We start from the raw sequence: 21730 nt of genomic DNA, 5'->3' as shown, positions 1-21730 counted from the left end.
AAACCACTGCATGCCGGTTTCTTCCTCAAATTCTACAATGAATGGTGCAAAAAGATGATGTATCTTCGATGGGTCAGTACTAAGGCTTCATATCAGTATTTTCATAATAGATCGTTAAGGATCATGGTTATGTTTTTATTGAATGGTGTACGACATTTAATTGGGTAATAGCGTGGTACAGTCTGCAAACGGGAATATGAGCTCTTTTGCTCATCTGGTGCACTCACTTCCGGACTATTCGGAACTGATAATTGTGCTGTTGATACTTTTGTTGCTGCTGGTGTCTATCGATGATATCATAGATTTCTTCTATGTGGTCAAAGATATATTCAGTTACAAGGGAATGCCATTCAACTAAGAATGCGGAGGCTTGAGCTATAGCTTCATGCATGTCTTTAGCTGAGTTCATCTGTTTCTGAAAGGTGCCCATGGCAGGACACACATAGGACACTCTGGCCCGTATCCTGCGGCTGAATATCCTGTCATTCCTCCTGAAACATTCTTCACATCATTTGCTCCTTTCTGCAACAGGATACTGCATCCCATACTCGATCTCTGTCCAGACCCGCAGATGAGTATTGTTTCTAGCTCCTTGTCAAGTTCACTGTGGCGCTCCCTGAGCTCGTGGACCGGTATGTTGATCGCTCCTTCGAGATGCAGGTCCCTGTATTCCGAAGCAGATCTGACGTCAAGTATTATGGCTTCTTTTCCATCGGTGATCCGTGTGTGCAGTTCTGACGCAGATATCTGGGGTACATGTTTTGTAGGAAGTCCATCCGTGACCCATCCATACATGCCCCCTTCAAGATATCCTGTTATCCTGTCATGTCCTACTCTGTGTAGTTGCTTGCATGCTTCAAAAGCCTGTGAATAGCTGTCAGTAACGAGAAGTATGTCTTTTTCGGGTGGCAGCAGCCATCCTGCGTAGGTAGGGAAATTAGAGTTAAGGTCAATGTTGTATGCCTGTGGGATGTGCTGTCCTCCAAAGGATTCGAAACTGCGTACATCAAGGATAATTGAATCCTTCATCTTCTCTTTGAACCTGTCATTGTCCAGTGCATCAGGAAATGTAAGCTCTTTTACCATTTGCGGCCCTTTTCGGTTGATCTCGGTGCAGCGGCTGAAATGGTCCGGTGCATCTGGCATGTTAGTGGTCAGTGCCTCTATGAAACCTGCCCTGTCCTTTATTTCCAGTGCGTAGTTGTACTTCTTTTCATATCCCAGTATGCTGGTCCTTTTGGATGCCATTGCTCTTCCGCAAAGTGATCCTGCACCATGGGCGGGATGTATCTCACAGAAATCCGGTAGTCCCATCAGTTTGTCGTGAAGTGTGTCATAGAGTCCTGATGCAAGTTCTTCCGCTCTTCCGGGGAACAGGTCCGGTCTTCCTACATCTCCAACAAACATTGTGTCTCCACAGAAAAGTGCAACAGGCTCTTTTCCTCTGGATGTGTCGGTGACAACGTAGGAAATATGTTCAGGTGTGTGTCCGGGAGTCTCCAGTACCTTCAGTTCCATATCCTCTATAGTGAAAATATCTCCTTCTGACAGGGGGATGTACTCGATCTCGTAGTTAGCGGATCTTGGTCCGTATATCCTGGCACCGGTCCTTTGGGCAAGGTCCATGTGTCCTGAGATGAAATCTGCATGTAAATGTGTTTCAAGGATGTGAGTGATCCTTATTCCTAGTTCTCTTGTCATTTCCAGATAGATCTCGATATCTCTTCTTGGATCGATCACGGCACATGTTCTCTCTCCTGCCAGTATGTATGAACTGTGCGCTATCTTCTCAGTGAATATCTGTTGTATTAACATTCTGAACCCCTTTTTTGTTTTAGTCCGATTCAGTAATGTATCTTTTCATTCCTGTGTGGTCTTGTAGGGACCTGGTTTTAACTTTCTATTATTTGGTGTATATGCAAAAATATGGCCTAAAATCCGGTCAAATTGAAAACTAATATATACTTCCTGTTAATTATGAGGTAGCATGCAGGAGATCACAGGATTGGAGTTATCTCCAAAAAAGGTAGAATATCTGAAGTTCCTTTTGAAGAAAGGGGATCTTGTAAAGACAACTGACATCTCTAATGAGTTGCATGTGGATCCATCCACTACAACAAAGACCATTACCGATCTTTCGGAATCGGGGTATGTGGATCATGTTCCTTACAGGGGGGTCCGCCTGACCGCGACAGGCAGGGAGTATGCTGAGTTCTTCGTTAATCGTCACAATATACTGAGCCTGATGCTCAGTCATTATGGGCTTTCTTCCGAAGAGGCATGTAGCGAAGTGTCTCGTTTTGAGGCTTTTGTTTCTAAATCTGCTATCGATCGCATCTGTGGTTCTATGGGGCATCCTACTGTAGGTGTTTGTGGAAAGATCAAGCATTCTTCGTGTAGTTCTCTCTGATAATGTGTCTACATTTATTTTATCTCTAATCTTTGGTATGGCACCAAACAATTTGGATATATTACAAAACAATGTGGAGTTATTAAATGAATAAAAATATGATGGTTTTGATGTTGCTCCTTATAGCGGGTATCATTCTTACAGCCGGTTGTGTAGATGAAAGCGATCCTGTGGATGAGACCTCTGGAACAACTGGCATGGTGGTAGCTGTAAGTATACTTCCTCAGGCCGAGTTCGTAGAAAAGATCACAGGCGATAATATAGAGGTTATTGTGATGGTACCTCCGGGTTCTGATCCTCATTCCTATGAGCCGACACCGGGGCAGTTGAGAGATCTCAGCGATGCGAAGATGTATGCAATGGTGGGCTCAGGGATCACGATAGAGGATGTTATGATCGACAAGATCGCAGATCTGAATCCTGATATGATGATCATCGATTGCTCCGAGGGTATCACCCTGAGGGAAATGGAAGCTCATGAGCATGAAGAAGAGGAAGCAGATGAACATGAAGGAGAAGAAGAACATGATGAAAGTGGGCTCGATCCTCATATCTGGACATCACCGGACAATGTTGAGATAATGGTGGAGAATATCTATGAAGGTCTGGTTGAACTTGATCCTGAGAATGCTTCTGTCTATCTTGAGAACAAGGATGCATATCTTGCAGAGCTTGATGCACTGGACGAACAGATAAGGTCAACACTTTCTGATAATGAAGGATCCAGCTTTATGGTGTATCATCCTGCATGGGGTTATTTTGCAGATCAGTATGGTCTGACAGAGGTGCCGGTGGAGATAGAAGGCAAGGAACCAAGTGTCAGGGATATGCAGAATGTTATAGATGAAGCGAATGAAAAAGGCATAAAGGTGATCTTTGTCCAGTCCGGTTTCAGTACTGTTAGTGCACAGGCCATAGCAAATGAGATCGGCGGCGAGGTCGTAGAGATCGATCCGCTAGCAAAGGATTATATAGATAACCTTTCAAAGGTAGCAGAAGCATTTGAAAAAGGACTGGCTTGAAATGGAAGATGTGATCGATCTTAAGGATATATGGGTAAGCTATGATGGTGTCAGGGTACTGGAAGCTGTCACTTTGGCAGTGAAGGACAAGGACTTCCTGGCCATTATCGGCCCGAACGGAGGAGGCAAGAGCACTCTTCTAAAAGTTATCCTTGGATTGATCAAACCCGATAGGGGTACTGTTAAACTCCTGGGTGATACTCCTAAGAACATGCGGAAATATGTGGGCTATGTTCCGCAATATCATTCCTCAAATCTTGATTTTCCCATCACTGTGTGTGATGTTGTTCTCATGGGTCGTCTGAGCCATAAAGGTCCTCTTCAGAGATATAATGAGGAAGACCGTCAGGCTGCACGTGATGCTCTTGATACGGTTGGGATGCTGGAGTTCAAGGACCGTCAGATCGGTGAGCTCTCAGGTGGTCAGAAACAGAGGGTGTTCATTGCCCGCTCACTTGTTACAAAACCGAAACTGTTAATACTGGATGAACCGTCCACTGGTATAGATTCCAGGACCCAGAAGGAGTTCTATGAACTTCTCAACAAGCTCAAATCCCAGATCGCTATCGTAATGGTGACACATGACATAAGTGCCATTTCTGTATATGTGGATAAGGTCGGTTGTCTGAACCGTAAGTTCCACTATCATGATGACAAGGAATTGAGCCAGCATGACCTGGAAGTATCGTATCAGTGTCCTGTAGAACTGATTGCCCATGGTGTGCCACACAGGGTATTGAAGGAACACTGAGGGTGAACAGTATGCTTGAAATACTCCAGTATGACTTTATGAGGAATGCCATCTTTGCCGCTATTCTGGCAAGTATCGCATGTGGTATAATCGGCGTTTACGTGGTCGTCAAAAAGATCGTTTTTATCAGTGGCGGTATCACTCACGCTTCATTTGGTGGTATAGGTCTTGGATATTATCTTGGTATCAATCCTTTATATGGTCTGATTCCTTTCAGTTTGTTCTCGGCACTTGTTATGGGTCTTGTGAGCAAGAGGTCGAAAGTAGCAGAAGATACTGCAATTGGTATCCTCTGGTCCCTTGGAATGGCCATTGGTATTATTCTTATATACTGGACACCGGGCTATGCTCCTGATCTTATGACCTATCTTTTCGGTAATATTCTTACCGTTCCTATGTCAGATATCTATCTGATGCTGGCACTGGATGCTGTTATCATATTCACTGTATATGCATATTATAAGCAGTTCATGGCACTGTGCTTTGATGAAGAGTTCACAACAGTTGCGGGTCTTTCTGTGGAGAAGCTCTACTTGCTTCTGCTCTGTCTGATAGCACTGACGATCGTACTGCTGATAAAAGTTGTAGGTATTATCCTTATCATTGCACTTCTCACCATGCCTGCATCACTTAGCAGGCATTACACCAACAATTTTGCCAAAATGATGTATCTGGCAACATTCTTTGGTATATTCTTCAGTATCATAGGGCTATTTCTTTCATACCTGGCCGATGCTCCATCCGGTGCAACGATAATCCTGGTAATGTCCAGTGTGTATATCCTTCATTTCCTTTATGACGGGCTGAAGCCAAAAATAGCAAGCTGATCATTCATTTATGATCTGCCTGACCTTTTCAAGAACAAGAAGCGCATCGTCTCTTTTTACATCGCACTCGTTCTCTGTGCAGAACTTAAGAAGCTCTTTGGACCGTTCTTCAGGAAGTATGCCTTCTCTGTGAGCCTCTTTTGTGATACCAAAATAACTTCTTTCAGAATAGTGTGTTCTTTTAGCAAGTAGGGTTATGCTCGTGCATTCTTCCTCAGAGAGTATCCCTGTGTGGAATGCAGATCTAAGTGTCTCTCTTATATTCACCATGGGACTTGAAGCAGGTTCGAAAGTATCCGGGTATGTAGCCACTGCAACTTCATCGTCATCCTCTATGACCCCGTCCCTGTACCATTCATAGACCTTGCCGACACCGATCATCCCGTGGACATCAAGTTCTGATGCCCGGAGTGCTCCCATGCTACATCCACCAACAATGGTTGCTCCTCCCTTCATCGCTCTTATAACTTCTTTGTGGGCAACGGCTGCCCTGCTGAAGAATATGCCATCGATGATCCCTATGATATTATATCCCTGTTCCATGGCCCTGTCAAGGTCACCTCTGGATATTGGCGGCCAGTATGTGGCATCCAGCACCTTTGAGGCATCCTCGTGGCTGATACTGCTGCCTGCAAATATGAGCACTTTCTTTTCTTCGCTCATTTCCTGCGTCCTTTTCTCCATGGCCTGTCTTCCCTGGCAAGTTTCTTTCTCTGGCCTGACCTTGCTCTTTTACCCACACGTTCTCTGTCGAGTGTGTAAAGTTCAAAGGAAGGGATAACTACTCTTACAACAGGTACGGGTACACTCTCTCTGGACAGGTCCACAACAGCAGCACAGTCTGTCACGCCTTTGAGCTGTTCCAGTACAGCATCTATACTCTCTGCAGGTGTGCTCTTTGAGATATCTTTCAGGTCACTGGAGGATATCTTCTCTCCTTCCTCATACCAGTACCTGTTCATGCGCTTGATCCTTTCATAGCCAATATCTCTGACAAAGCTCTCACGTTCTGTATCCTCACGTGCACCGTGTATCTGGACGACCCTTGACTGTGCAGCTTCTGTCAGGGCTCTGCGGATAGCTATATCCGGGTTAAGATGTGCTCCTGCTCCCATCACAAGGAGTGCCGCATCTCTGAGCCTGGTGTCATCGGTTGCTGCAACCACTGTTGTGATATTTGTGTCATGCTGAAGTGCCCATATCTTTACCACGATCTCGTTATCCCTGAGCTTGCGCATAAGCTCATAGTTCTCCCCGTCATCCTCTGTGAGGATTATCTCTTTCCCGGGGTTGCGATTGAATTCTGCAATACTGAGGGCATCCCTCTCAATGACCTCGAGAAGTCCGTGGAAAATGGCTTCCTCTATGGTGTTCCCTGCTGCCAGTCCATTTGTATTGCTCCTGAAAAGCTTCTGTGTCCTTCCGGGGGCATCATAAGGGTGATATACAGCATTGGCGGGGACGAGTATCTCTTCATTCTTAATAAGGTCCCATCCACTTACCCACTCCACTAGTGATTGAGGGTCGTATTCCTCTGCAATAAGGAGTGATAGGGGGTCTACCACACTATGTTCGTATCTGGCGTTATCGTAACTTTCGATGAGATGCTCAGCCTTTATATCCTCTTCCACATCGTTGTTGGTCCCTCTCCTTTCTGCAAGACATCGTTCAAAAGCTTCCATCATGGAGGATATCCTTGCCTGGGTCTCAGTATTACCTTTTCCTGAATATACTGAGATAGCCCCATCTGCAGAACTGGGCCTGATACTTGAAAATACAGGTATGCCAACCCTGTCGAGGTCTGTGATGCTTGCGATCCTTGTAACTCCTATGGTTCCAAGTTCATCCTTTGTTCTCTCAAGGGTGCTCTTTTCATCAAGGACGCGCTGCGTACCTTCGATGTATTTGAGTGATCTGTCGATGTTTATCTCTGGCATGATTCGTGAAAGTCTCCTGCATATATTATATCTTTTACGACAAAGATGTCCGTGTATGTCTGCTCTATTTCCAGTTATTGTTATATAGTGAGCAGTAAGTGTCTTAATGGGGTTACTATATGATCAAGAAACTTATACTTTTACTGATAATATGTGTTATCGGTATTTCCGGTTGTGCGGATACAGCTACTGATGAAGGAACAATGGCCGAAGATACTGGTGCAGATGATGCAATGCAGGCGGAAGATATGGAAGAAGATATGGTTGAGGAGGAAAGCATGACTCCTGATGCCGCTGATCTTTTCTCTATGTTCGCTGAAGAGGACAGTTACAAGGAATGGAGTATCTGGCCGGGTGAAGTGGCTATGATGGATGGTAATGGTGTCCATGGTGACTTTGTCTCTATCTATGTTTCAGATAATGCGGTCTCAGCCGCTGAAACCGGTGGTGAGATAATGCCTTATGGAACAATGGTCGTCAAAGAAGGTTTCGATTCTGACAAGGAGTTGACCGGTATCTATCTAATGTACAAGGCCGAGGATTTTGATCCGGACAATAATGACTGGTTCTGGGCAGCCTACTCGCCGGATGGTGTCGTAAAGTCAGAAGGTAAGCTTGGGGGCTGTATTGGATGTCACGAAGGTAAGGCTGAGGCAGATTATATATTCACCAATGCGTGATCTTTCCTCCTTTCTTTTATTTTTATGTCTATATGATTAAATAGATATGTTTTTATACTATGTGTGACTACATAGTAGTTTAGCCCAATATCACTAATAAATATTCTTATTATGTGTATATAATTGGTGATCCCAGTATGGGCAGGAATCAATTAAAGAGAGACAGGAGGTAAAATTTTGAGAGACTCAAAGAAAAATAGAAAGGTCGATTCCTTCAATAACTACCATGCGGTAGTAGGTGGAGTGTCGGCAGACAAACTCGACGCCGAAGAAATGGAGCTTTATCGTTTCATGGTTGGCGGAGTGCAGGCAAAATAGCCTGCAAAACCTATTTTTATGTTCTTTGCATACTGGTTCCTATGTATGATGTCCTTACCCTCAGGGAAGACTTTCCAGTATTAAGCGATGTAATATATCTGGACAATGCAGCTACAACGCAGACGCCGAAGCCGGCTGTTTCTGCAATGCTCGATTACTTCTATAAGTATGCAGCGAACCACGGGCGAGGTGCCCATAGGCTTGCAAGGGAGACGACCGATCATTATGAGGATGCCAGGGAAATAGTGGCAGCGTTCTTCAATATGGGTGTCGAGAACACGATCTTTACAAAGAACGCAACTGAAAGTATCAATATCGTGTCGAGGGGTTTCCCCTGGAAAAAAGGTGACCATGTCATAGTCACACTTGTGGAGCATCATTCCAATCTGCTTCCGTGGATGAGGTTGAGGGACATGGGTATTGATGTCTCGGTTGTAACGCCTGATATTCAGGGCGTTGTAGATCCTGATGACATCCTTTCATCGATCAATGAGAATACAAAGCTCATAGCTGTAAATCATGTTTCCAATGTGTTCGGATCTATACAGGACATCGAACAGATCATTGGTATAGCAAAGGAACATGATGTGAAGATATTGATAGATGGCTCCCAGTCCGCAGGCAATATGTTCATAGACATAAATTTCCTTGATCCTGACTTCTTTGTATGTCCCGGTCACAAGGGCCTGCTTGGTCCTCAGGGTACGGGTGTGTTATACATAAAGGAACCCGAAACTATCGAACCTGTATTTCTGGGCGGTGGGATGGTAAGTTCTGTAACCTCAGATGATTTCAGGATGGAACCAAGTCCTGCTAAGTTCGAGGCCGGTACTCCGAACATCCCTGGTGTGATAGGTCTTGGACGTGCTGTAGAATATGTAAGTGAGATCGGTGTCGACCAGATAGAGAAGCATGAACTGTCCCTTGCAAAGGAAACAGCTACTCGTCTTGGTGAGATGGATGGTGTGGATGTCTATGGTCCAGAGGATCGGGCTGCTGTGGTATCCTTTAATGTGGTGGGAATGAACGCCCATGATGTAGCTATGATACTTGATCAGACGCGCAGCATCTGTGTAAGGAGCGGTTATCATTGTGCAATGCCGGGTATCGGTCATCTTGGTGTAAATGGCACTGTGAGGGCATCATTTGGATTGTACAATACCGAAGAAGAGGTCGAAACACTTGTCAGGACGGTTTCTGATATAACTTCACTTGTCTGATCATTCTGTGGCAGGTATCAGTTCCATGTGAGATCAAAAGCAAAAAGTTATTATGCGCAGATAATTATATTAGTGTTGCAAGCTGACCACTTGCAATTAATATTGTTTCCTTATGGTCATTATTACAGGTTTCAGTTAAATGCGGTAAAAGAGGGGATTAAAAAGTGAGCGATGATATGCTTCTGTGGGATGAGACTCTTTTTAATAACGGTGAGGTACTTGAGTTCGATCACCTGCCGGAGTATTTTGCACACAGGGAATCCCAGATGCAGGCTTTGCGCTTCAGTCTGAAACCAGCATTAAGAGGTATGCGACCTGTCAATTGCCTTGTGAAAGGTCCTCCTGGTACTGGAAAGACCACAGCGGTCATGAAAGTATTCAATGAGATGAAGGAATACACTGATAGTGTGGTCCTGGTCAAGGTAAACTGCCAGATGGAGTCCACAAGGTTCGCTGTCGTTTCTAGGATATATGAACAGCTCACCAGCATAGCTCCTCCTTCTTCAGGTATATCGTTCAGGAGACTTTTTGAGAAGGTCGTCAAATTCCTGATCGATTCGAACAAGACCCTTGTAGTGGCTCTTGATGATATCAACTATCTTTTCCCGGAAGGGCATGCTGATGAGGTTATGTACTCGCTCCTGAGGGCACATGAGCAGTATCCCGGAGCTAAGATATCCGTGATCGCTATCATCAGTGATGTGGGTATACCTTACAGTTTCGACCCTCGTGTAGGTTCGGTATTTTTGCCAGAGGAAGTGGCTTTTCCCAGATACGAGATCGGTGAGATCGCTGATATTATTGCCAATCGTGTGAAGCACGCTTTCTTCAAGGATGTAGTATCTGATGAAGCTCTGGACAAAGTTGTTACCTATGTGGACAGGACAGGCGATCTGAGAATAGGTATCGATCTTCTGAAGCGTTCTGCTCTCAATGCTGAGAGAAGGGCAAGCAGGACCGTTTCTGTGGAAGACGTGGACAAAGCCTATGAAGCTTCACGGCTGCTACATCTATGTCGTAATATCAGGTCACTTTCTGACAATGAGAAGACATTGCTAGGTCTGATCGCAAAGGACAGTAGTCTTCAGGCCGGGGAACTTTACAAGTCATTCCATGACATTACCGGACTTGGTTACACCCGTTTCTATGAGATGATCGAGAAGATGCACGTATCAAGGCTTATCGATGCAGATTTCTCTGGTAAGGGTATGCGTGGACGGACCAGGTATGTTGCTCCTGCATATGACTCAAATGATATACTCAAATGTCTTGAGTGAGTCAAATATCTCTTCTAATTTTGAATTTAACAATTAATTAGCAGTTAGCTAATTGAAAAAAAGAACATTTTTGCGCAGAGTTCAGGTGAACCTGCGCAAACGAGTTTGTGGTTTATATTTATTGTTTACAGGACATTTACATGTCCATTCCGCCCATCATTCCTGGTGGCATGCCGCCTGGAACCATGTCTTCTGCGGAAGGTCCTGCTGGTCCCTGCTTGGATGCGATGATGTCATCGATCCTGAGGATCATGACTGCGGATTCTGCTGCTGCATTGATAGCCTGGGTCTTTACCCTGAGTGGCTCTACTACGCCAGCTTCCCACATGTCGATTACCTTTCCTTCGTAGACGTTGAGGCCTGCTGTCTTTACGCCCTTCTCGTGGTGTGCACGGAGCTCCATGAGCATGTCTATTGGGTCAAGACCTGCGTTCTCTGCAAGGGTCCTTGGAATTACTTCAAGAGCCTCTGCGAATGCCTTGACTGCGAGCTGCTCTCTTCCGCTGAGTGTTGCTGCGTATTCCTGGAGTCTGAGTGCAACCTCTACTTCAGGGGATCCGCCACCAGCTACGAGCTTCTCGTCCTCGATAGCTACACCAACTACTCTGAGGGAGTCGTTAAGTCCTCTCTCGATGTTGTCGATAACGTGCTCTGTTCCGCCACGGAGGAGGATTGAAACTGCCTTTGGATTGTCACAGCCTGTTACGAAGGTCATTGGGTCGCCGCCGATCTTCTTCTCTTCTACAAGGTCTGCCTTACCCATGTCAGCATCGGATATCTCGTCAACGTTTGTGATGAGCTTTGCACCTGTTGCTCTTGCGAGCTTCTGCATGTCACTCTTCTTTACACGTCTGATTGCGAAGACGCCTGCCTTTGCAAGGTAGTGCTGTGCCATGTCATCGATTCCCTTCTGACAGAATACGACGTTTGCACCACTGTTGGTTACCTTGTCAACAAGGTCCTTGATCATCTTCTCTTCCTGGTCAAGGAAGGACTGGAGCATCTCAGGGGATGTAATTGATATCTCAGCATCGACCTCTGTGTCTTTGAGTTCGATAGCTGTGTTGATGAGTGCGATCTTTGCGTTCTCGACCTTCTTTGGCATGTTAGTGTGTACACGCTCTTTGTCGATGATCATACCCTCGATAAGTTCGGTCTCTTCGATACGTGCACCGACCTTCTTCTCTACCTTGATGTTGTCCATGTCGACCTTACCGTCTTCATCGACAATGCTTACGATAGCGTCAACTGTAACATTTGCAAGGACTTCCTTTGTTGCTTCTGCACCCTTTCCGGTCATTGCTGTTCCGGAGATGTTGATGAGTACGTCCCTGTCCTCTCTGGTGACTGACTTTGCGAGTGTCTGGATGATCTCTCCAGCCTTCTCTGAAGCCATTCTGTAACCAGATGCGATTATTGTTGGGTGTACGTCCTGCTCGATAAGCTCTTCTGCCTTCTTGAGGAGTTCTCCGGCAATTACAGCAGCTGAGGTTGTTCCGTCTCCGACCTCATCGTCCTGGGTCTTTGAAACTTCCACGATCATCTTTGCTGCAGGGTGCTCGATGTCCATCTCTTTAAGGATGGTTGCACCATCGTTTGTGATGACCACATCTCCGAGGCTGTCTACAAGCATCTTGTCCATTCCTTTTGGACCAAGTGTTGTTCTTACAGCTTCAGCGACTGCTTTAGCAGCCATGATGTTGTTGCTCTGTGCTTCTCTGCCTCTAGTTCTCTGGCTTCCTTCTCTTAATATGAAAATTGGCTGTCCTGCCATCTGTCCTGCCATAATTGTCTATCCTCCTATGTATATGAAATTAGAATGACATTTATTCTCAAGTCGTTTTTTAATGTTTGTAGTTCTATATAAACGTATCGGGACGTTCCTATTGCGAACAAAGAAAGAATAAGCTATTATGATAACTACAAAAAAAGCCAACCGGCTGTAAAAGAATAAAAAAAAGTAATTTAGGTAAAGTGAGTTAGATCACTTTACGAGTGCTTTTGCTGATCTGCGAAGGAATCTTCTCTTAGCACCAGATGATGTGTATCTCTGTGCTGGACCAGGGTGAGCCTTTCCTTCCTTGCACTTACGAACTTTAATTGTTCTTCCGTTACGTCCTTTTACCTTTACCCATTCAATGCTGCCTGTCTTACCCATGATATAATCCTCTTGAATAATTGTAATTTAATTAGTTTAAGTTTAACCTAGATATATAATTCTAGTCGTTGAGTTTACTTCTAGACGTAATGCTTATTATTAAAGCTTGCGGGGTGACCAGAGCAAAATTACTTGTAGACAGCAGAGTTTATGGCACTTATCATAACAGGAGTATATCATGGTTACATCGGCAATTGAGGATCAGCTTGGAACAGTGAACGAGGAGCTTGAAGGTGTGCAGGATTATCCAATGGATGGTCTGGTATCTATTATAAAGGAAGTTGGTTTTGAATGCGACTTTTGTGCACGTTGCTGCACCCGTCAGTTCAATGACCATGTTTTCCTTCTCACAGATGATGCCCTTCGAATGACAGAGATCTCATCTGATGTACTGGAACCTGCACCATACTATGAGCTATGTGATCAGAAAGGACGTTTCTATGTCTCAGGCTATGCACTCAAAGCGAAAGAGGACGGTTCCTGTATATTCCTCAAGGACAAGAGATGCACCATCTACGAGCAGCGTCCAATGATATGCAGTCTTTACCCCTACATGCTTCATCGTGAACCGGATGAGGACGGTAATGTGGACTGGAGGCAGATAAGTGGTCTGAACCAGCACGGTCTCTATCATACAGAGATAAGCGATGAAGAGGCTCAGGATATAGCTCAGCAGATAAAGACCTATGAGACCGCTTACCTCAGGCAACTGATAGCTTTCTACAAAAAGGCACAGGAACATTTCAGTAGAAATAAGCTCAAACATGTGCAGGGCGTTTACGACAGGGAGATGCGTAAGTTCAAAAAAGGAGAGGAGATCACGGTCCTTGTACTCTTCAATGGCGAGTTCATAGAACATAAGGTCAGAAAACAATGAATGGGAAACTAAACCTTCCATTGATCTGTCTGGTAGCATTCTTCGCGATGTCAGCAGGAGCTTTGCTTGGTCCGGTACTTCCCTTCATGGTGGAACCACTTAACACTACCCGCGAAGCAGTAGGTCTGATACTTGGAATGTACACATTTTCCACGGCACTGGCAATGATCGGTGTCAGTTTCATAACTGATCGGGTAGGTCGAAAAAAGATCCTTGTTCCATGTCTTCTCATAAACGGTATTGCAGGTCTGGCATGTTATTTCTCCACCGATATGACAACACTCCTTGCATTGAGATTCGTTCAGGGTATCGGAATAGCAGGGATGCTACCAATAGCCATGACAATGATCGGTGAACTGTACACAGGTCTTGACAGGGTCAATGCCATGGGAAAGATGAGCATGACAACAGGCATCGGTGCAGTATCCGCACCACTGATCGGCGGTATCCTCGCATCATTCGCATGGAATGTCCCGTTCCTTTTCTACGGCCTCAGTATTCCTCTTGCTATCATAGTTGCATTTGTCCTTCCAGAAACGAATCCTCATGAGAACAGGAGCAAAGGCAGGAACTCTATCTTGAAAGCACTAATGGAGTTTCGTATCCTTTACACAATAATACTAAGTTTTTCCATCTTCTTCCTGCTGTATACAATGGTCATCTATGTTCCGTTCATCCTGAAGGACACTTATGGTTTCACAGCGAGCCAGGCCGGTCTGGCACTTGGTATTCAGGGAGTAGCAATGGCAAGTATATCATCACGCGCCAGATCCCTTGCAGCAAAATATGGTAAGCAAAAGATACTCATGGCAGGTTTCTCTATAGCCGGTGTTTCTCTGGGGGGTCTTGTAGTTGCAGGTTCCCTCTATCAGGTACTCATCCTCATATTCATCTTTGGTATTGGCTTTGGTATGGTTCAGCCTCAGCTTAACACTCTTGCAACCCAGGTAGCTCCTCCGGGAATGATGGGAAGTATAGTCTCAGTTTTCAATATCATGAAATATGCAGGACAGACCGCAGCTCCGCTTATACTTGCGGTAATATTGTTCCATAGTGATCTGCATATGGTGTTTGCCACATCATGCGTATTCGCATTCGTTGTGGTAGTGACATCTTACTTCTTCAAGGGGGTATATGCAAACCTGGACGGCTAGTATATCAGCTCATTCCCATGAACCGGTAGCCTGACCTGTTAATGCCAGCTTTCCCATCACTCTCTTGTAACGCTTGCTCACAGGTGATGTTTCCACATCCTCATAAGGCGTACCTGGAAGTGGTGTCAGGTAATGTGAATGAACATTCCCGCCCTTCTTACATATCCACTGAATGAGCTCAAGGCTCATATCCTGTTCTTCCTCTGTCTCATCAGGGAAGCCTACCATGAAATCCACCATCGGTGTTATTCCGTGGTCAAAACAGAGTTCCAGACTTCTTACTACATCGTCTACGGTATGTCCCCTGAGTATCTCTCTCAGGATGCGGTCACTTCCGGATTGTGCCCCAAGGCTCACTTTTGTGTTAGTACAGTATTTTGTGATAAGTTCCAGTGACTCATCGGTAACGAATTCCGGTCTGACCTCTGAAGGGAAAGTTCCGAAGAAGATGTCTCTGGCTCCGGTATCCTTTAGTGCTGAAAGGAGTTTCTCCACTTTGTCCAGACGAGGATGAATTCCGTCACTTCCATAAGCAAGAGCATTTGAGGATGTGAACCTGAGGTCACGATAGTATTTTGCAAAATGGACGATATTATCTATGCTTCGATGTCTCATCTTGTTGCCAAAAAGGCGTGGGGTTTGACAGTACCTGCATCTGAAAGGACATCCCCTGCTTATCTCAAGGGGTGACATCACGATATTGGGGTCAAAGCAGGGATACTTATCGAGGTCAACAGGGTCGCGTTTTTCAGTGATCACTGTGCTTCCGTTCTCGTCCTTGTAGGCGATGCCTTTCACACAGGAAACATCCTTGCCTGCAACGATAGTATCTATAAGTTCGGGTAAGGTTTCCTCGCCCTCACCTATTACTACATAGTCGAAGTGCTCCAGTGTATCTTCAGGTGCTCCGGATGGATGGGGACCGCCTGCTATGAAAATAGAATCTGTGTCTGCCTTCTTAATTTCACTGAAGATCGGTTTAGCCTGCCTGGTGGCAAAGCTGTATATCATTATCCCGTCATGGGGTGCTTTGACCTTCAAAGCTCCCGGTACAAGCGGAGCCAGAGCTGCAAGACTGTAAGTGTTCTTCTTGTTCCAGCGAAAACAGACATCCATAATTAGTCTCTATTCTTACTCTTCCCTTTTGATCTCTACAAAAGCATCGGTGCTGTTAACAACAACAACGTCGCCATCTTTCAGCAATTCATAAGGGTCCTTCTCAAGCTTGTCAACAAGAGGGATCTCGGAAATTATCGCACCAACGGCCACGATCGGCTCGGAATCAAGATTGATCATTGCAACAGGTGCTACGCCATTCTTGAAAAGCTGATAGATGACATAGGAACCTACTGTTGATCCTTTTCCGTGTGGGAATACAAGGACCTTTCCGGCAATGGACTGTCCGTAGAGTTCGTGCTGAGGTTCAACGACCTCTCCTGTCTCAGGGTCAACGTTACCAAGGAATGATATGGCATCGTGAGTAAGGAGCACTTCTCCTTCTGCGACACCTCTGGATATTGTCCTGCATTTAATTTTCATCGATGACACCTGCCTCTTTGATACAGTCCTCGATACTCGCATATTTTGCAGCCACTTTGCACATGCTTGGTACATATGCAAGAGCCTTTCCTGAGTTCACTGTCATGGAAGCGTACTTGTTAGTTGCAGGTGAGACCACCATGCAGGTGTCGCACACGACCTTTGCACCGCTCTTCTCGATCCTCTGCACAAGGTCAGGATACCTTTCAGCAACTTCCCTTGCTGTGCAGACCCACATCTCTTTCAGGAGTTTCTTTCCTTTAACAAGGTCAGCTATCTCTTCCAGTTCCTCAGGTGAGCAATGTGGACATCCAACGGTTATTATCTCGCTGGATTGTATGTCCTTGTTAGTTTCATAGACCTCGTCTATCTGTGATCTCTCAACAGGGATCACTTCATCGGGTCTTGTAAATGTCTTTCTGGTAGCTTCAGGTGTTACACCATCTATATGATAGAGTGCCACAGCCCCGGATGCTGCAAGTGCTGCACCGAGGGATTTCATCTCGTTCTTTGAAGGTTCGTTCTTCATGTAGAATATTGGTACTCTGCTTCCGATGGTCTTGCCAACACTGTATCCGAGGGCTCCAAGGTCGGAGCCTGAAAGTTCGCAATCTACTTCCACTGCTACTACCGGTTCTCGCATTTCATCAAGGTGATAGCCGTAGTTTGCGGTCTTTCCTACGAGTGCTGCTGAGAGCGCAGAAGGTCCGCCTTCACGGTTGGTCCTTGCACCGATCACGGAATTAGCATATGAAACTGCTGATGATTCGCTCCATGCGATGTGGTCATCCAGTCCGATATCGAATCCTTCAAGATAATATGGAGTGCATGTGCATTTTGTCTGGATGCCGAGTTTTGCATAGGCTTCGATGATCTCCTGCTGTTTCTTTGCAAAAGCTGGTTCAATTCCCATTTCTTCCCATCTGGCAATGTCCATGCCAGCAGGGTTGAGAACAGAAGGTATCTTCACCTTTCCTTCGAGGTCGGAGATCCATTCAAGTCCGGCATCTCCCATTGTCTTATATGATACTCCGGCGATCTGTGCGCTTTTCACAGGTATGAGCCTGTCAGCACCGTAGATATCTCCAAGTGCAACAAGGATCTCTATGGCTTTCTGGAGACTTTCTCCGAATTCCCCATTCAGTGTCTTCTCTTCTTCAGGTGTGAGGTACATTTTTGTTCCGCCGTTTCCCTTTATTTCTCACTCTGGCATCTTTGCACGTTCGAAGTTATGAGCATCTTTCAGAACCTTGGTGGCATCGATTCCCATTTTGGTGGTGGTTCCGTCAGGCGCTCCTCTTGGATCGAGTGAACTTCCTCTCACATTTGGTATTATCATTACGTCCATGTCACCCTTCACTCTGGTGGCAATGGCAAATTCAACGTCATGCAGGTCAAAGATATCGATGTCATCATCAACTACGACCACATGCTTCAGGCTCGTGTGGGCTGCAAAGGCTGCCATGATGGCGTTCTTTCCGTCACCTTCTGTCTGTTTCTCTATCTGCACAACTGCATGCAGGTAACAGCATCCGCCTTCTGTGAGCACTACGTTCTTCACGGTGGTTACTTCGCTGACAGCGTTGAATATCCTTGGCTCGTATGGTACTCCCATCATGAGCAGGTGTTCAGGACCGGCAGGGAGTATCCCGTGATAGATCGGGTCCTTGCGGTGCAGTATCCTTGTAATATGTATGACAGGTTCCTGTCTCACAAGGTCGTAGGTTCCTGTGATGTCCACGAATGGTCCTTCATCTACTCTTTCGGTAGGGTCGATGTAACCTTCAAGGACTATCTCTGCATGAGGTACTTTTATCCCGTTGCTGCATTCAAAGAGTTCCACAGGTCTGCCACGAAGTGCTGCTGCATAGTGGAATTCCTTTCCGGCAGGCACTCTTGTGGTTGATGCGAATGTAACTGTAGGGTCTGCACCAAGAACGATAGCTATAGGGAGTTTCTCTCCTTTGTCGGATGCTTTCTTGTGCATGACGTAGCTATGCCTTGGTGCTACAAGACGTGCTGCAAGTCTTGTCTTATCGACTACAAGGAGCCTGTGGATAGCTGCATTCATGACACCGTCATATTCCGTAACAACAATACCTGCTGTGAGGTAGGGTCCTGCATCCTTCTCGAAGTGTGTCATTATAGGGAGTTTTGTCAGGTCAACATCATCCTCGATGACTTCCATTGTAGGTGAATCCTTAACAACAACGACCTCGCCATCAGGTGAGACCTCTGAAAGTCTCTTGATGATCTTATCCTTGTCCACACCGAACATCGTTGCAAGTTCATCCCTTGAACCGAGCACGTTCATGATGGCCTTGTTGCCGTCAATATCATGGAACAGCACCGGTCCGGGTGTCTTCTTTGCAATACGTGGTGCTTCGAACACCTTTGAAACAGGCTCTGTGATCTCAACGAGTTTCCCGTTCTTCCTGAGCTGGTCGATAAATTCCCTCATGGTATCATCCGTGTAAAAGTTGTAATATAATAGTGTAATCTCATTTTTGGGCTAGAATATGAGCCAATTATATTTGAATGCATATACTAAAAGGGGATTTTTAGAATTGCTCGTTTTCCTATTTTAGAGATTAAATAGGAAATTATCTTTCACAAATTATAGGATAGCATAAAAACAGATTTTGCATATAAAAAAGTTTTTTTTGATATGTTGTTGAAGATATCCTTTATTTGACAGTTTAGGAATATAAGATATCATCACCATCAATAAAAAAACTTATAAGTTTATGTTCGTTTAAAGTATTAATATAGTGTTATAAGTGGAGTAAGCACATGAATATTTTTAAGCTCGCAGGTTTATTGCTGTTTTCAATACTTATTTTGCCATATTCAGTCTCTTCAATCTCAAATGAAAGCAGCCTTTACAATAATACTGCGATAAATAATACTACAATGCTTCACTCTGGTATAGCTGTAAGTTCTTCTGGGAATGATTCGAATGTAATGGATGAACAGGATTGCTTAGTTCTTGCAAATCAAAATCTAGATCGTTCGTTGAATCTCTTAAATTCGATTCTTAATTCAATAATGCTGTTACTTGCATTAATCAGTATATTGGTAGTTGTTTTATCTGGTGCTGCTACTTATGTACTTAATGATTTCCGTAAAAAATTCAAAGAAGCAAGGACAGAAGCTCAAAAATCAATTAATGATGCAACAGAATCCAGTAAATCGTTAGATAAAATATTATTTTCTGCTAAAGAGAGATATGAAAAGGAAACTGCTGATATTGGTATTATTTCTATGGAAAAAACACCATCCAAAGATGTGTTGCAGAAAGTTAAAGAGTTCGATTCATCGGCAGAAACTGCAAATGTATTGGATACTTTTGGTATAAAGCTCAATTTTGATGATTATTTGAATTTTGCATCTTCTAATTATTACAAAGGTAATTACAAAAGAGCACTTGAATTTTCGAACAGAGCACTTGAAATTGACCCTGCTTCACCTCTTGGCTGGATCTATAAAGGAGCTTCTCTCGACGAGATGGGCAAGTATGGGGAAGCGATAAAGGCCTATGAAAAAGCACTTGAAATCGACCCTAAAAATGCTGATACCTGGAGCAATAAAGGAGTTTCTCTCAACAATCTCGGCAAGTATGAAGATGCGATGAAAGCTTACGAAAAAGCACTTGAAATCGACCCTGAAAATGCTGATACCTGGTACAATAAAGGAGTTTCTCTTGACGAGATGGGCAAGTATGAAGATGCGATAAAAGCTTACGAAAAAGCAATTGAAATATATCCCTATTATGCTGAAGCATGGAGCAATAAAGGAGTTTCTCTTGACAATATGGGCAAGTATGAAGGTGCGATAAAAGCTTACGAAAAAGCAATTGAAATAGATCCTGATGATGCTGACGTATGGTCCAATAAAGGATTATCTCTCACAAATCTTGGCAAGTATGAAGATTCGATAAAAGCTTACGAAAAAGCAATTAAAATAGACCCTGATTGTGCTGGTGCATGGTTCAATAATGCATGTATTTTTTCTTTAACAGGACAAACAGAAAATGCCATTAAATTCTTAAAGCGTTCAATAGAACTGGATATTTCATTTAAGGAAAAGGCACAAACAGATGAAGATTTCGATAATATTAAGGATGAGCCTGAATTCAGAAAATTGGTGTATGATGAGTGATTTTGTTTATTTTTAAGTATCAATAAAGAATGTTAAAATCAAGCATAAAGCAAATTTTTTACCGTCATTTGACGAGTATTCTCAAAGCAAAATACCCTCTCAAAAAACACTTATTTTCTTTTATTGACAAAAAAAGGATTTTGTTTAAAGCAAAGAATTATGGCAAAAGAAAATTAGTTCCAGGTTTGCATTTTTCTGACATTCAACTATGCATCAAAAAATGAATATTAGTGTTCTCAGCACCATGCATGATAATATCCTTTATCCTTACCAACCTCGACCGGAATGCCAAATAACTCCGTCAGTTTCTCAGCAGTGAGTATGTCCTCGATATTACCATCAGCAAATATCTTTCCATCTTTAACTAATACTACACGGTCGATCTCAGGGACGATATCCTCAAGGTCGTGGGTCACGAGGATCATGCTCTTTCCGGAAGCTGCGATCTTGCTTACAGTTTGTCTGAACTTATGCTTGCTTTTCAGGTCAAGACTGTTCGTTGGTTCATCCAGTACCAGTATCATTGGGTTATGGACCAGTGCTCTGCCGATAAGCACTCTTCTTGCTTCTCCGGTGGATAGTTCGGATATGTTCTTGTCAGCAAGATGTCTTATTTCCAGAAAATCAATGACATCGTCGGTAATTTCCAGCATATACGGTCTGACCCTGAGATTAGGGTAGATTCCAATACTGCTGAAGAAACCGGAAAGAACCACATCTGTTACTGTAATATCCCGCATATATTCAAGCTGGAGTTCTCCTGAAACTATTCCCATGAGCTTTTTCAGGTCTGAGACCACCCATCGGTCCTTTTCCATGAGCCTGAAGACCATATTCGGTGTATCTGCAATTGGGCGGTAGTCGCCTGTTATGGTCTTGATGATGGAGGACTTCCCGGAGCCGTTCGGTCCTATTATGGCGATATTCTCACCATTCCTTATTTTGAAATCTATGGAGTCAAGGATCGTCCTGTCATTCTTTCGAACTACTATATTCTCCATTTCGACAAGCAGACCGGCTTTGCCATCTTCTGTATTTTCTTTGTTTTTGTGCATCAACAGACCACGGAATTCCTTTTGAATATCTGCTTTCCGTTAATGGGTCAAGACTATTAATTCTTTCGTCAGTATGCTATTTGCTCATTAGCACACAGTTTTTCGATCTGTATAATGACATGGATTATATATGAGAAATTATTATAGAAATCTCGCTTACCAGATCATTGGACATGCTCGATGAATGACCGGAACGATATAGATGTGTTCTTCAAAAAAAATAATTAAAAAACTGTTTTTAACATTATTACTAGTCACTTCTTTGCTGTTCTCTTCTTCTTCGGTTTTCGGGGCTGAAAACACAGTTTTGGTCAGTTCTTCGTATTTTCATCAATATCAAAATG

The 21730-nt window shown here is 44.2% G+C and carries 22 protein-coding genes; 12 read left to right on the top strand and 10 right to left on the bottom strand.

Going from position 1 to position 21730, the window contains the following annotated elements; genetic code table 11:
* Positions 1–160 precede the first annotated feature (160 nt).
* Positions 161–358: a hypothetical protein gene (locus BM008_RS14725; protein WP_177187984.1), complete on the top strand. Its 198-nt coding sequence runs from the start codon at positions 161–163 to the stop codon at positions 356–358.
* 47 nt (positions 359–405) lie between these two features.
* Here BM008_RS14725 and BM008_RS05390 read toward each other — a convergent pair whose 3' ends face one another.
* Entirely contained in the window at positions 406–1815 is a 1410-nt protein-coding gene (locus BM008_RS05390) for an MBL fold metallo-hydrolase (RefSeq protein WP_091934436.1), read from the bottom strand.
* A 172-nt stretch (positions 1816–1987) separates the two neighbouring features.
* Here BM008_RS05390 and BM008_RS05385 point away from each other — a divergent pair, with 172 nt between their 5' ends.
* The 4 genes from BM008_RS05385 (at position 1988) to BM008_RS05370 (ending at position 5010) form a co-directional block, all read left to right on the top strand.
* Positions 1988–2410, top strand: a complete 423-nt coding sequence (locus BM008_RS05385; protein ID WP_091934433.1) for a metal-dependent transcriptional regulator — start codon at positions 1988–1990, stop codon at positions 2408–2410.
* An 86-nt stretch (positions 2411–2496) separates the two neighbouring features.
* A complete protein-coding gene (locus BM008_RS05380) occupies positions 2497–3432 on the top strand; it encodes a metal ABC transporter solute-binding protein, Zn/Mn family (RefSeq protein ID WP_091934430.1) in 936 nt (311 codons plus the stop codon).
* Between the two features lies 1 nt (position 3433).
* Entirely contained in the window at positions 3434–4183 is a 750-nt protein-coding gene (locus BM008_RS05375; protein WP_091935570.1) for a metal ABC transporter ATP-binding protein, read from the top strand.
* Positions 4184–4194: 11 nt separating this feature from the next.
* Positions 4195–5010 (top strand): metal ABC transporter permease, encoded by an 816-nt coding sequence (locus BM008_RS05370; protein ID WP_091934425.1) that lies wholly within the window; start codon positions 4195–4197, stop codon positions 5008–5010.
* On the opposite strand, the gene BM008_RS05365 is transcribed toward BM008_RS05370, so the two are convergent.
* Together BM008_RS05365 and BM008_RS05360 are read right to left on the bottom strand one after the other, a co-directional pair.
* Entirely contained in the window at positions 5011–5694 is a 684-nt protein-coding gene (locus BM008_RS05365) for a TfuA-related McrA-glycine thioamidation protein (protein ID WP_245747916.1), read from the bottom strand.
* On the bottom strand, positions 5670–6947 hold the full coding sequence (locus BM008_RS05360; RefSeq protein WP_091934419.1) for a YcaO-related McrA-glycine thioamidation protein: 1278 nt from the start codon (positions 6945–6947) through the stop codon (positions 5670–5672). The genes BM008_RS05365 and BM008_RS05360 overlap by 25 nt, the downstream gene beginning before the upstream one ends.
* A gap of 119 nt (positions 6948–7066) precedes the next feature.
* On the opposite strand from BM008_RS05360, the gene BM008_RS05355 reads away from it, so the two are divergent.
* The 4 genes from BM008_RS05355 (at position 7067) to BM008_RS05345 (ending at position 10442) form a co-directional block, all read left to right on the top strand.
* Entirely contained in the window at positions 7067–7627 is a 561-nt protein-coding gene (locus tag BM008_RS05355; protein ID WP_091934416.1) for a cytochrome P460 family protein, read from the top strand.
* 177 nt (positions 7628–7804) lie between these two features.
* Positions 7805–7945, top strand: a complete 141-nt coding sequence (locus tag BM008_RS14865) for a hypothetical protein (RefSeq protein ID WP_177187983.1) — start codon at positions 7805–7807, stop codon at positions 7943–7945.
* Between the two features lie 41 nt (positions 7946–7986).
* The gene (locus BM008_RS05350; RefSeq protein WP_091934414.1) at positions 7987–9165 is read left to right on the top strand and encodes a cysteine desulfurase; all 1179 of its coding nucleotides are present in this window, start codon (positions 7987–7989) and stop codon (positions 9163–9165) included.
* A gap of 164 nt (positions 9166–9329) precedes the next feature.
* Entirely contained in the window at positions 9330–10442 is a 1113-nt protein-coding gene (locus BM008_RS05345) for an ORC1-type DNA replication protein (protein WP_177187982.1), read from the top strand.
* Positions 10443–10578: 136 nt separating this feature from the next.
* Here the strand turns inward: BM008_RS05345 and thsA are convergent, their stop codons facing one another.
* Both thsA and BM008_RS14860 read right to left on the bottom strand, forming a co-directional pair.
* Positions 10579–12228 carry a thermosome subunit alpha gene (thsA, locus tag BM008_RS05340; protein WP_177187981.1) on the bottom strand — a complete coding sequence of 550 codons (1650 nt, stop codon included), beginning with the start codon at positions 12226–12228 and terminating at the stop codon, positions 10579–10581.
* 198 nt (positions 12229–12426) lie between these two features.
* Positions 12427–12600 carry a DUF5350 domain-containing protein gene (locus tag BM008_RS14860; RefSeq protein WP_177187980.1) on the bottom strand — a complete coding sequence of 58 codons (174 nt, stop codon included), beginning with the start codon at positions 12598–12600 and terminating at the stop codon, positions 12427–12429.
* 178 nt (positions 12601–12778) lie between these two features.
* Between BM008_RS14860 and BM008_RS05335 the strand changes: the two genes are divergently transcribed.
* The gene (locus BM008_RS05335; RefSeq protein WP_091934411.1) at positions 12779–13477 is read left to right on the top strand and encodes a YkgJ family cysteine cluster protein; all 699 of its coding nucleotides are present in this window, start codon (positions 12779–12781) and stop codon (positions 13475–13477) included.
* A complete protein-coding gene (locus BM008_RS05330; RefSeq protein ID WP_091934409.1) occupies positions 13474–14631 on the top strand; it encodes an MFS transporter in 1158 nt (385 codons plus the stop codon). Before BM008_RS05335 ends, BM008_RS05330 begins: the two co-directional genes overlap by 4 nt.
* 9 nt (positions 14632–14640) lie before the next feature.
* On the opposite strand, the gene BM008_RS05325 is transcribed toward BM008_RS05330, so the two are convergent.
* Genes BM008_RS05325 through BM008_RS05310 form a run of 4 tightly spaced genes read right to left on the bottom strand, consistent with a single transcriptional unit; the run spans position 14641 to position 18631 of the window.
* Complete coding sequence (locus tag BM008_RS05325; RefSeq protein ID WP_091934406.1) at positions 14641–15747, bottom strand: TIGR04013 family B12-binding domain/radical SAM domain-containing protein; 1107 nt, start codon at positions 15745–15747, stop codon at positions 14641–14643.
* Positions 15748–15762: 15 nt separating this feature from the next.
* Complete coding sequence (locus BM008_RS05320) at positions 15763–16170, bottom strand: phosphomevalonate dehydratase small subunit (protein WP_394328912.1); 408 nt, start codon at positions 16168–16170, stop codon at positions 15763–15765.
* Positions 16160–17344 (bottom strand): phosphomevalonate dehydratase large subunit, encoded by a 1185-nt coding sequence (locus BM008_RS05315; protein WP_091934400.1) that lies wholly within the window; start codon positions 17342–17344, stop codon positions 16160–16162. The genes BM008_RS05320 and BM008_RS05315 overlap by 11 nt, the downstream gene beginning before the upstream one ends.
* A 27-nt stretch (positions 17345–17371) precedes the next feature.
* Entirely contained in the window at positions 17372–18631 is a 1260-nt protein-coding gene (locus tag BM008_RS05310; RefSeq protein ID WP_091934397.1) for an anhydromevalonate phosphate decarboxylase, read from the bottom strand.
* 332 nt (positions 18632–18963) lie between these two features.
* On the opposite strand from BM008_RS05310, the gene BM008_RS05305 reads away from it, so the two are divergent.
* Positions 18964–20331 (top strand): tetratricopeptide repeat protein, encoded by a 1368-nt coding sequence (locus BM008_RS05305; protein ID WP_091934394.1) that lies wholly within the window; start codon positions 18964–18966, stop codon positions 20329–20331.
* A 236-nt stretch (positions 20332–20567) separates the two neighbouring features.
* Here BM008_RS05305 and BM008_RS05300 read toward each other — a convergent pair whose 3' ends face one another.
* On the bottom strand, positions 20568–21386 hold the full coding sequence (locus BM008_RS05300) for an ABC transporter ATP-binding protein (protein WP_091934391.1): 819 nt from the start codon (positions 21384–21386) through the stop codon (positions 20568–20570).
* Positions 21387–21730 lie beyond the last annotated feature (344 nt).

The organism is Methanolobus profundi, assembly GCF_900114835.1.
In the GTDB taxonomy this organism is placed as follows: Archaea; Halobacteriota; Methanosarcinia; order Methanosarcinales; family Methanosarcinaceae; genus Methanolobus; species Methanolobus profundi.
This window is presented reverse-complemented; position numbering and strand designations above follow the sequence as displayed.

What these genes read in the sequence shown, in the direction of transcription:
- BM008_RS05390 (WP_091934436.1), bottom strand. Translation starts at nt 1,815, where the DNA reads ATGTTAATACAACAGATATTCACTGAGAAGATAGCGCACAGTTCATAC.
- BM008_RS05385 (WP_091934433.1), top strand. Translation starts at nt 1,988, where the DNA reads ATGCAGGAGATCACAGGATTGGAGTTATCTCCAAAAAAGGTAGAATAT.
- BM008_RS05380 (WP_091934430.1), top strand. Translation starts at nt 2,497, where the DNA reads ATGAATAAAAATATGATGGTTTTGATGTTGCTCCTTATAGCGGGTATC.
- BM008_RS05375 (WP_091935570.1), top strand. Translation starts at nt 3,434, where the DNA reads ATGGAAGATGTGATCGATCTTAAGGATATATGGGTAAGCTATGATGGT.
- BM008_RS05370 (WP_091934425.1), top strand. Translation starts at nt 4,195, where the DNA reads ATGCTTGAAATACTCCAGTATGACTTTATGAGGAATGCCATCTTTGCC.
- BM008_RS05365 (WP_245747916.1), bottom strand. Translation starts at nt 5,694, where the DNA reads ATGGAGAAAAGGACGCAGGAAATGAGCGAAGAAAAGAAAGTGCTCATA.
- BM008_RS05360 (WP_091934419.1), bottom strand. Translation starts at nt 6,947, where the DNA reads ATGCCAGAGATAAACATCGACAGATCACTCAAATACATCGAAGGTACG.
- BM008_RS05355 (WP_091934416.1), top strand. Translation starts at nt 7,067, where the DNA reads ATGATCAAGAAACTTATACTTTTACTGATAATATGTGTTATCGGTATT.
- BM008_RS05350 (WP_091934414.1), top strand. Translation starts at nt 7,987, where the DNA reads ATGTATGATGTCCTTACCCTCAGGGAAGACTTTCCAGTATTAAGCGAT.
- thsA (WP_177187981.1), bottom strand. Translation starts at nt 12,228, where the DNA reads ATGGCAGGACAGATGGCAGGACAGCCAATTTTCATATTAAGAGAAGGA.
- BM008_RS14860 (WP_177187980.1), bottom strand. Translation starts at nt 12,600, where the DNA reads ATGGGTAAGACAGGCAGCATTGAATGGGTAAAGGTAAAAGGACGTAAC.
- BM008_RS05335 (WP_091934411.1), top strand. Translation starts at nt 12,779, where the DNA reads ATGGTTACATCGGCAATTGAGGATCAGCTTGGAACAGTGAACGAGGAG.
- BM008_RS05330 (WP_091934409.1), top strand. Translation starts at nt 13,474, where the DNA reads ATGAATGGGAAACTAAACCTTCCATTGATCTGTCTGGTAGCATTCTTC.
- BM008_RS05325 (WP_091934406.1), bottom strand. Translation starts at nt 15,747, where the DNA reads ATGGATGTCTGTTTTCGCTGGAACAAGAAGAACACTTACAGTCTTGCA.
- BM008_RS05320 (WP_394328912.1), bottom strand. Translation starts at nt 16,170, where the DNA reads ATGAAAATTAAATGCAGGACAATATCCAGAGGTGTCGCAGAAGGAGAA.
- BM008_RS05315 (WP_091934400.1), bottom strand. Translation starts at nt 17,344, where the DNA reads ATGTACCTCACACCTGAAGAAGAGAAGACACTGAATGGGGAATTCGGA.
- BM008_RS05310 (WP_091934397.1), bottom strand. Translation starts at nt 18,631, where the DNA reads ATGAGGGAATTTATCGACCAGCTCAGGAAGAACGGGAAACTCGTTGAG.
- BM008_RS05305 (WP_091934394.1), top strand. Translation starts at nt 18,964, where the DNA reads ATGAATATTTTTAAGCTCGCAGGTTTATTGCTGTTTTCAATACTTATT.
- BM008_RS05300 (WP_091934391.1), bottom strand. Translation starts at nt 21,386, where the DNA reads ATGCACAAAAACAAAGAAAATACAGAAGATGGCAAAGCCGGTCTGCTT.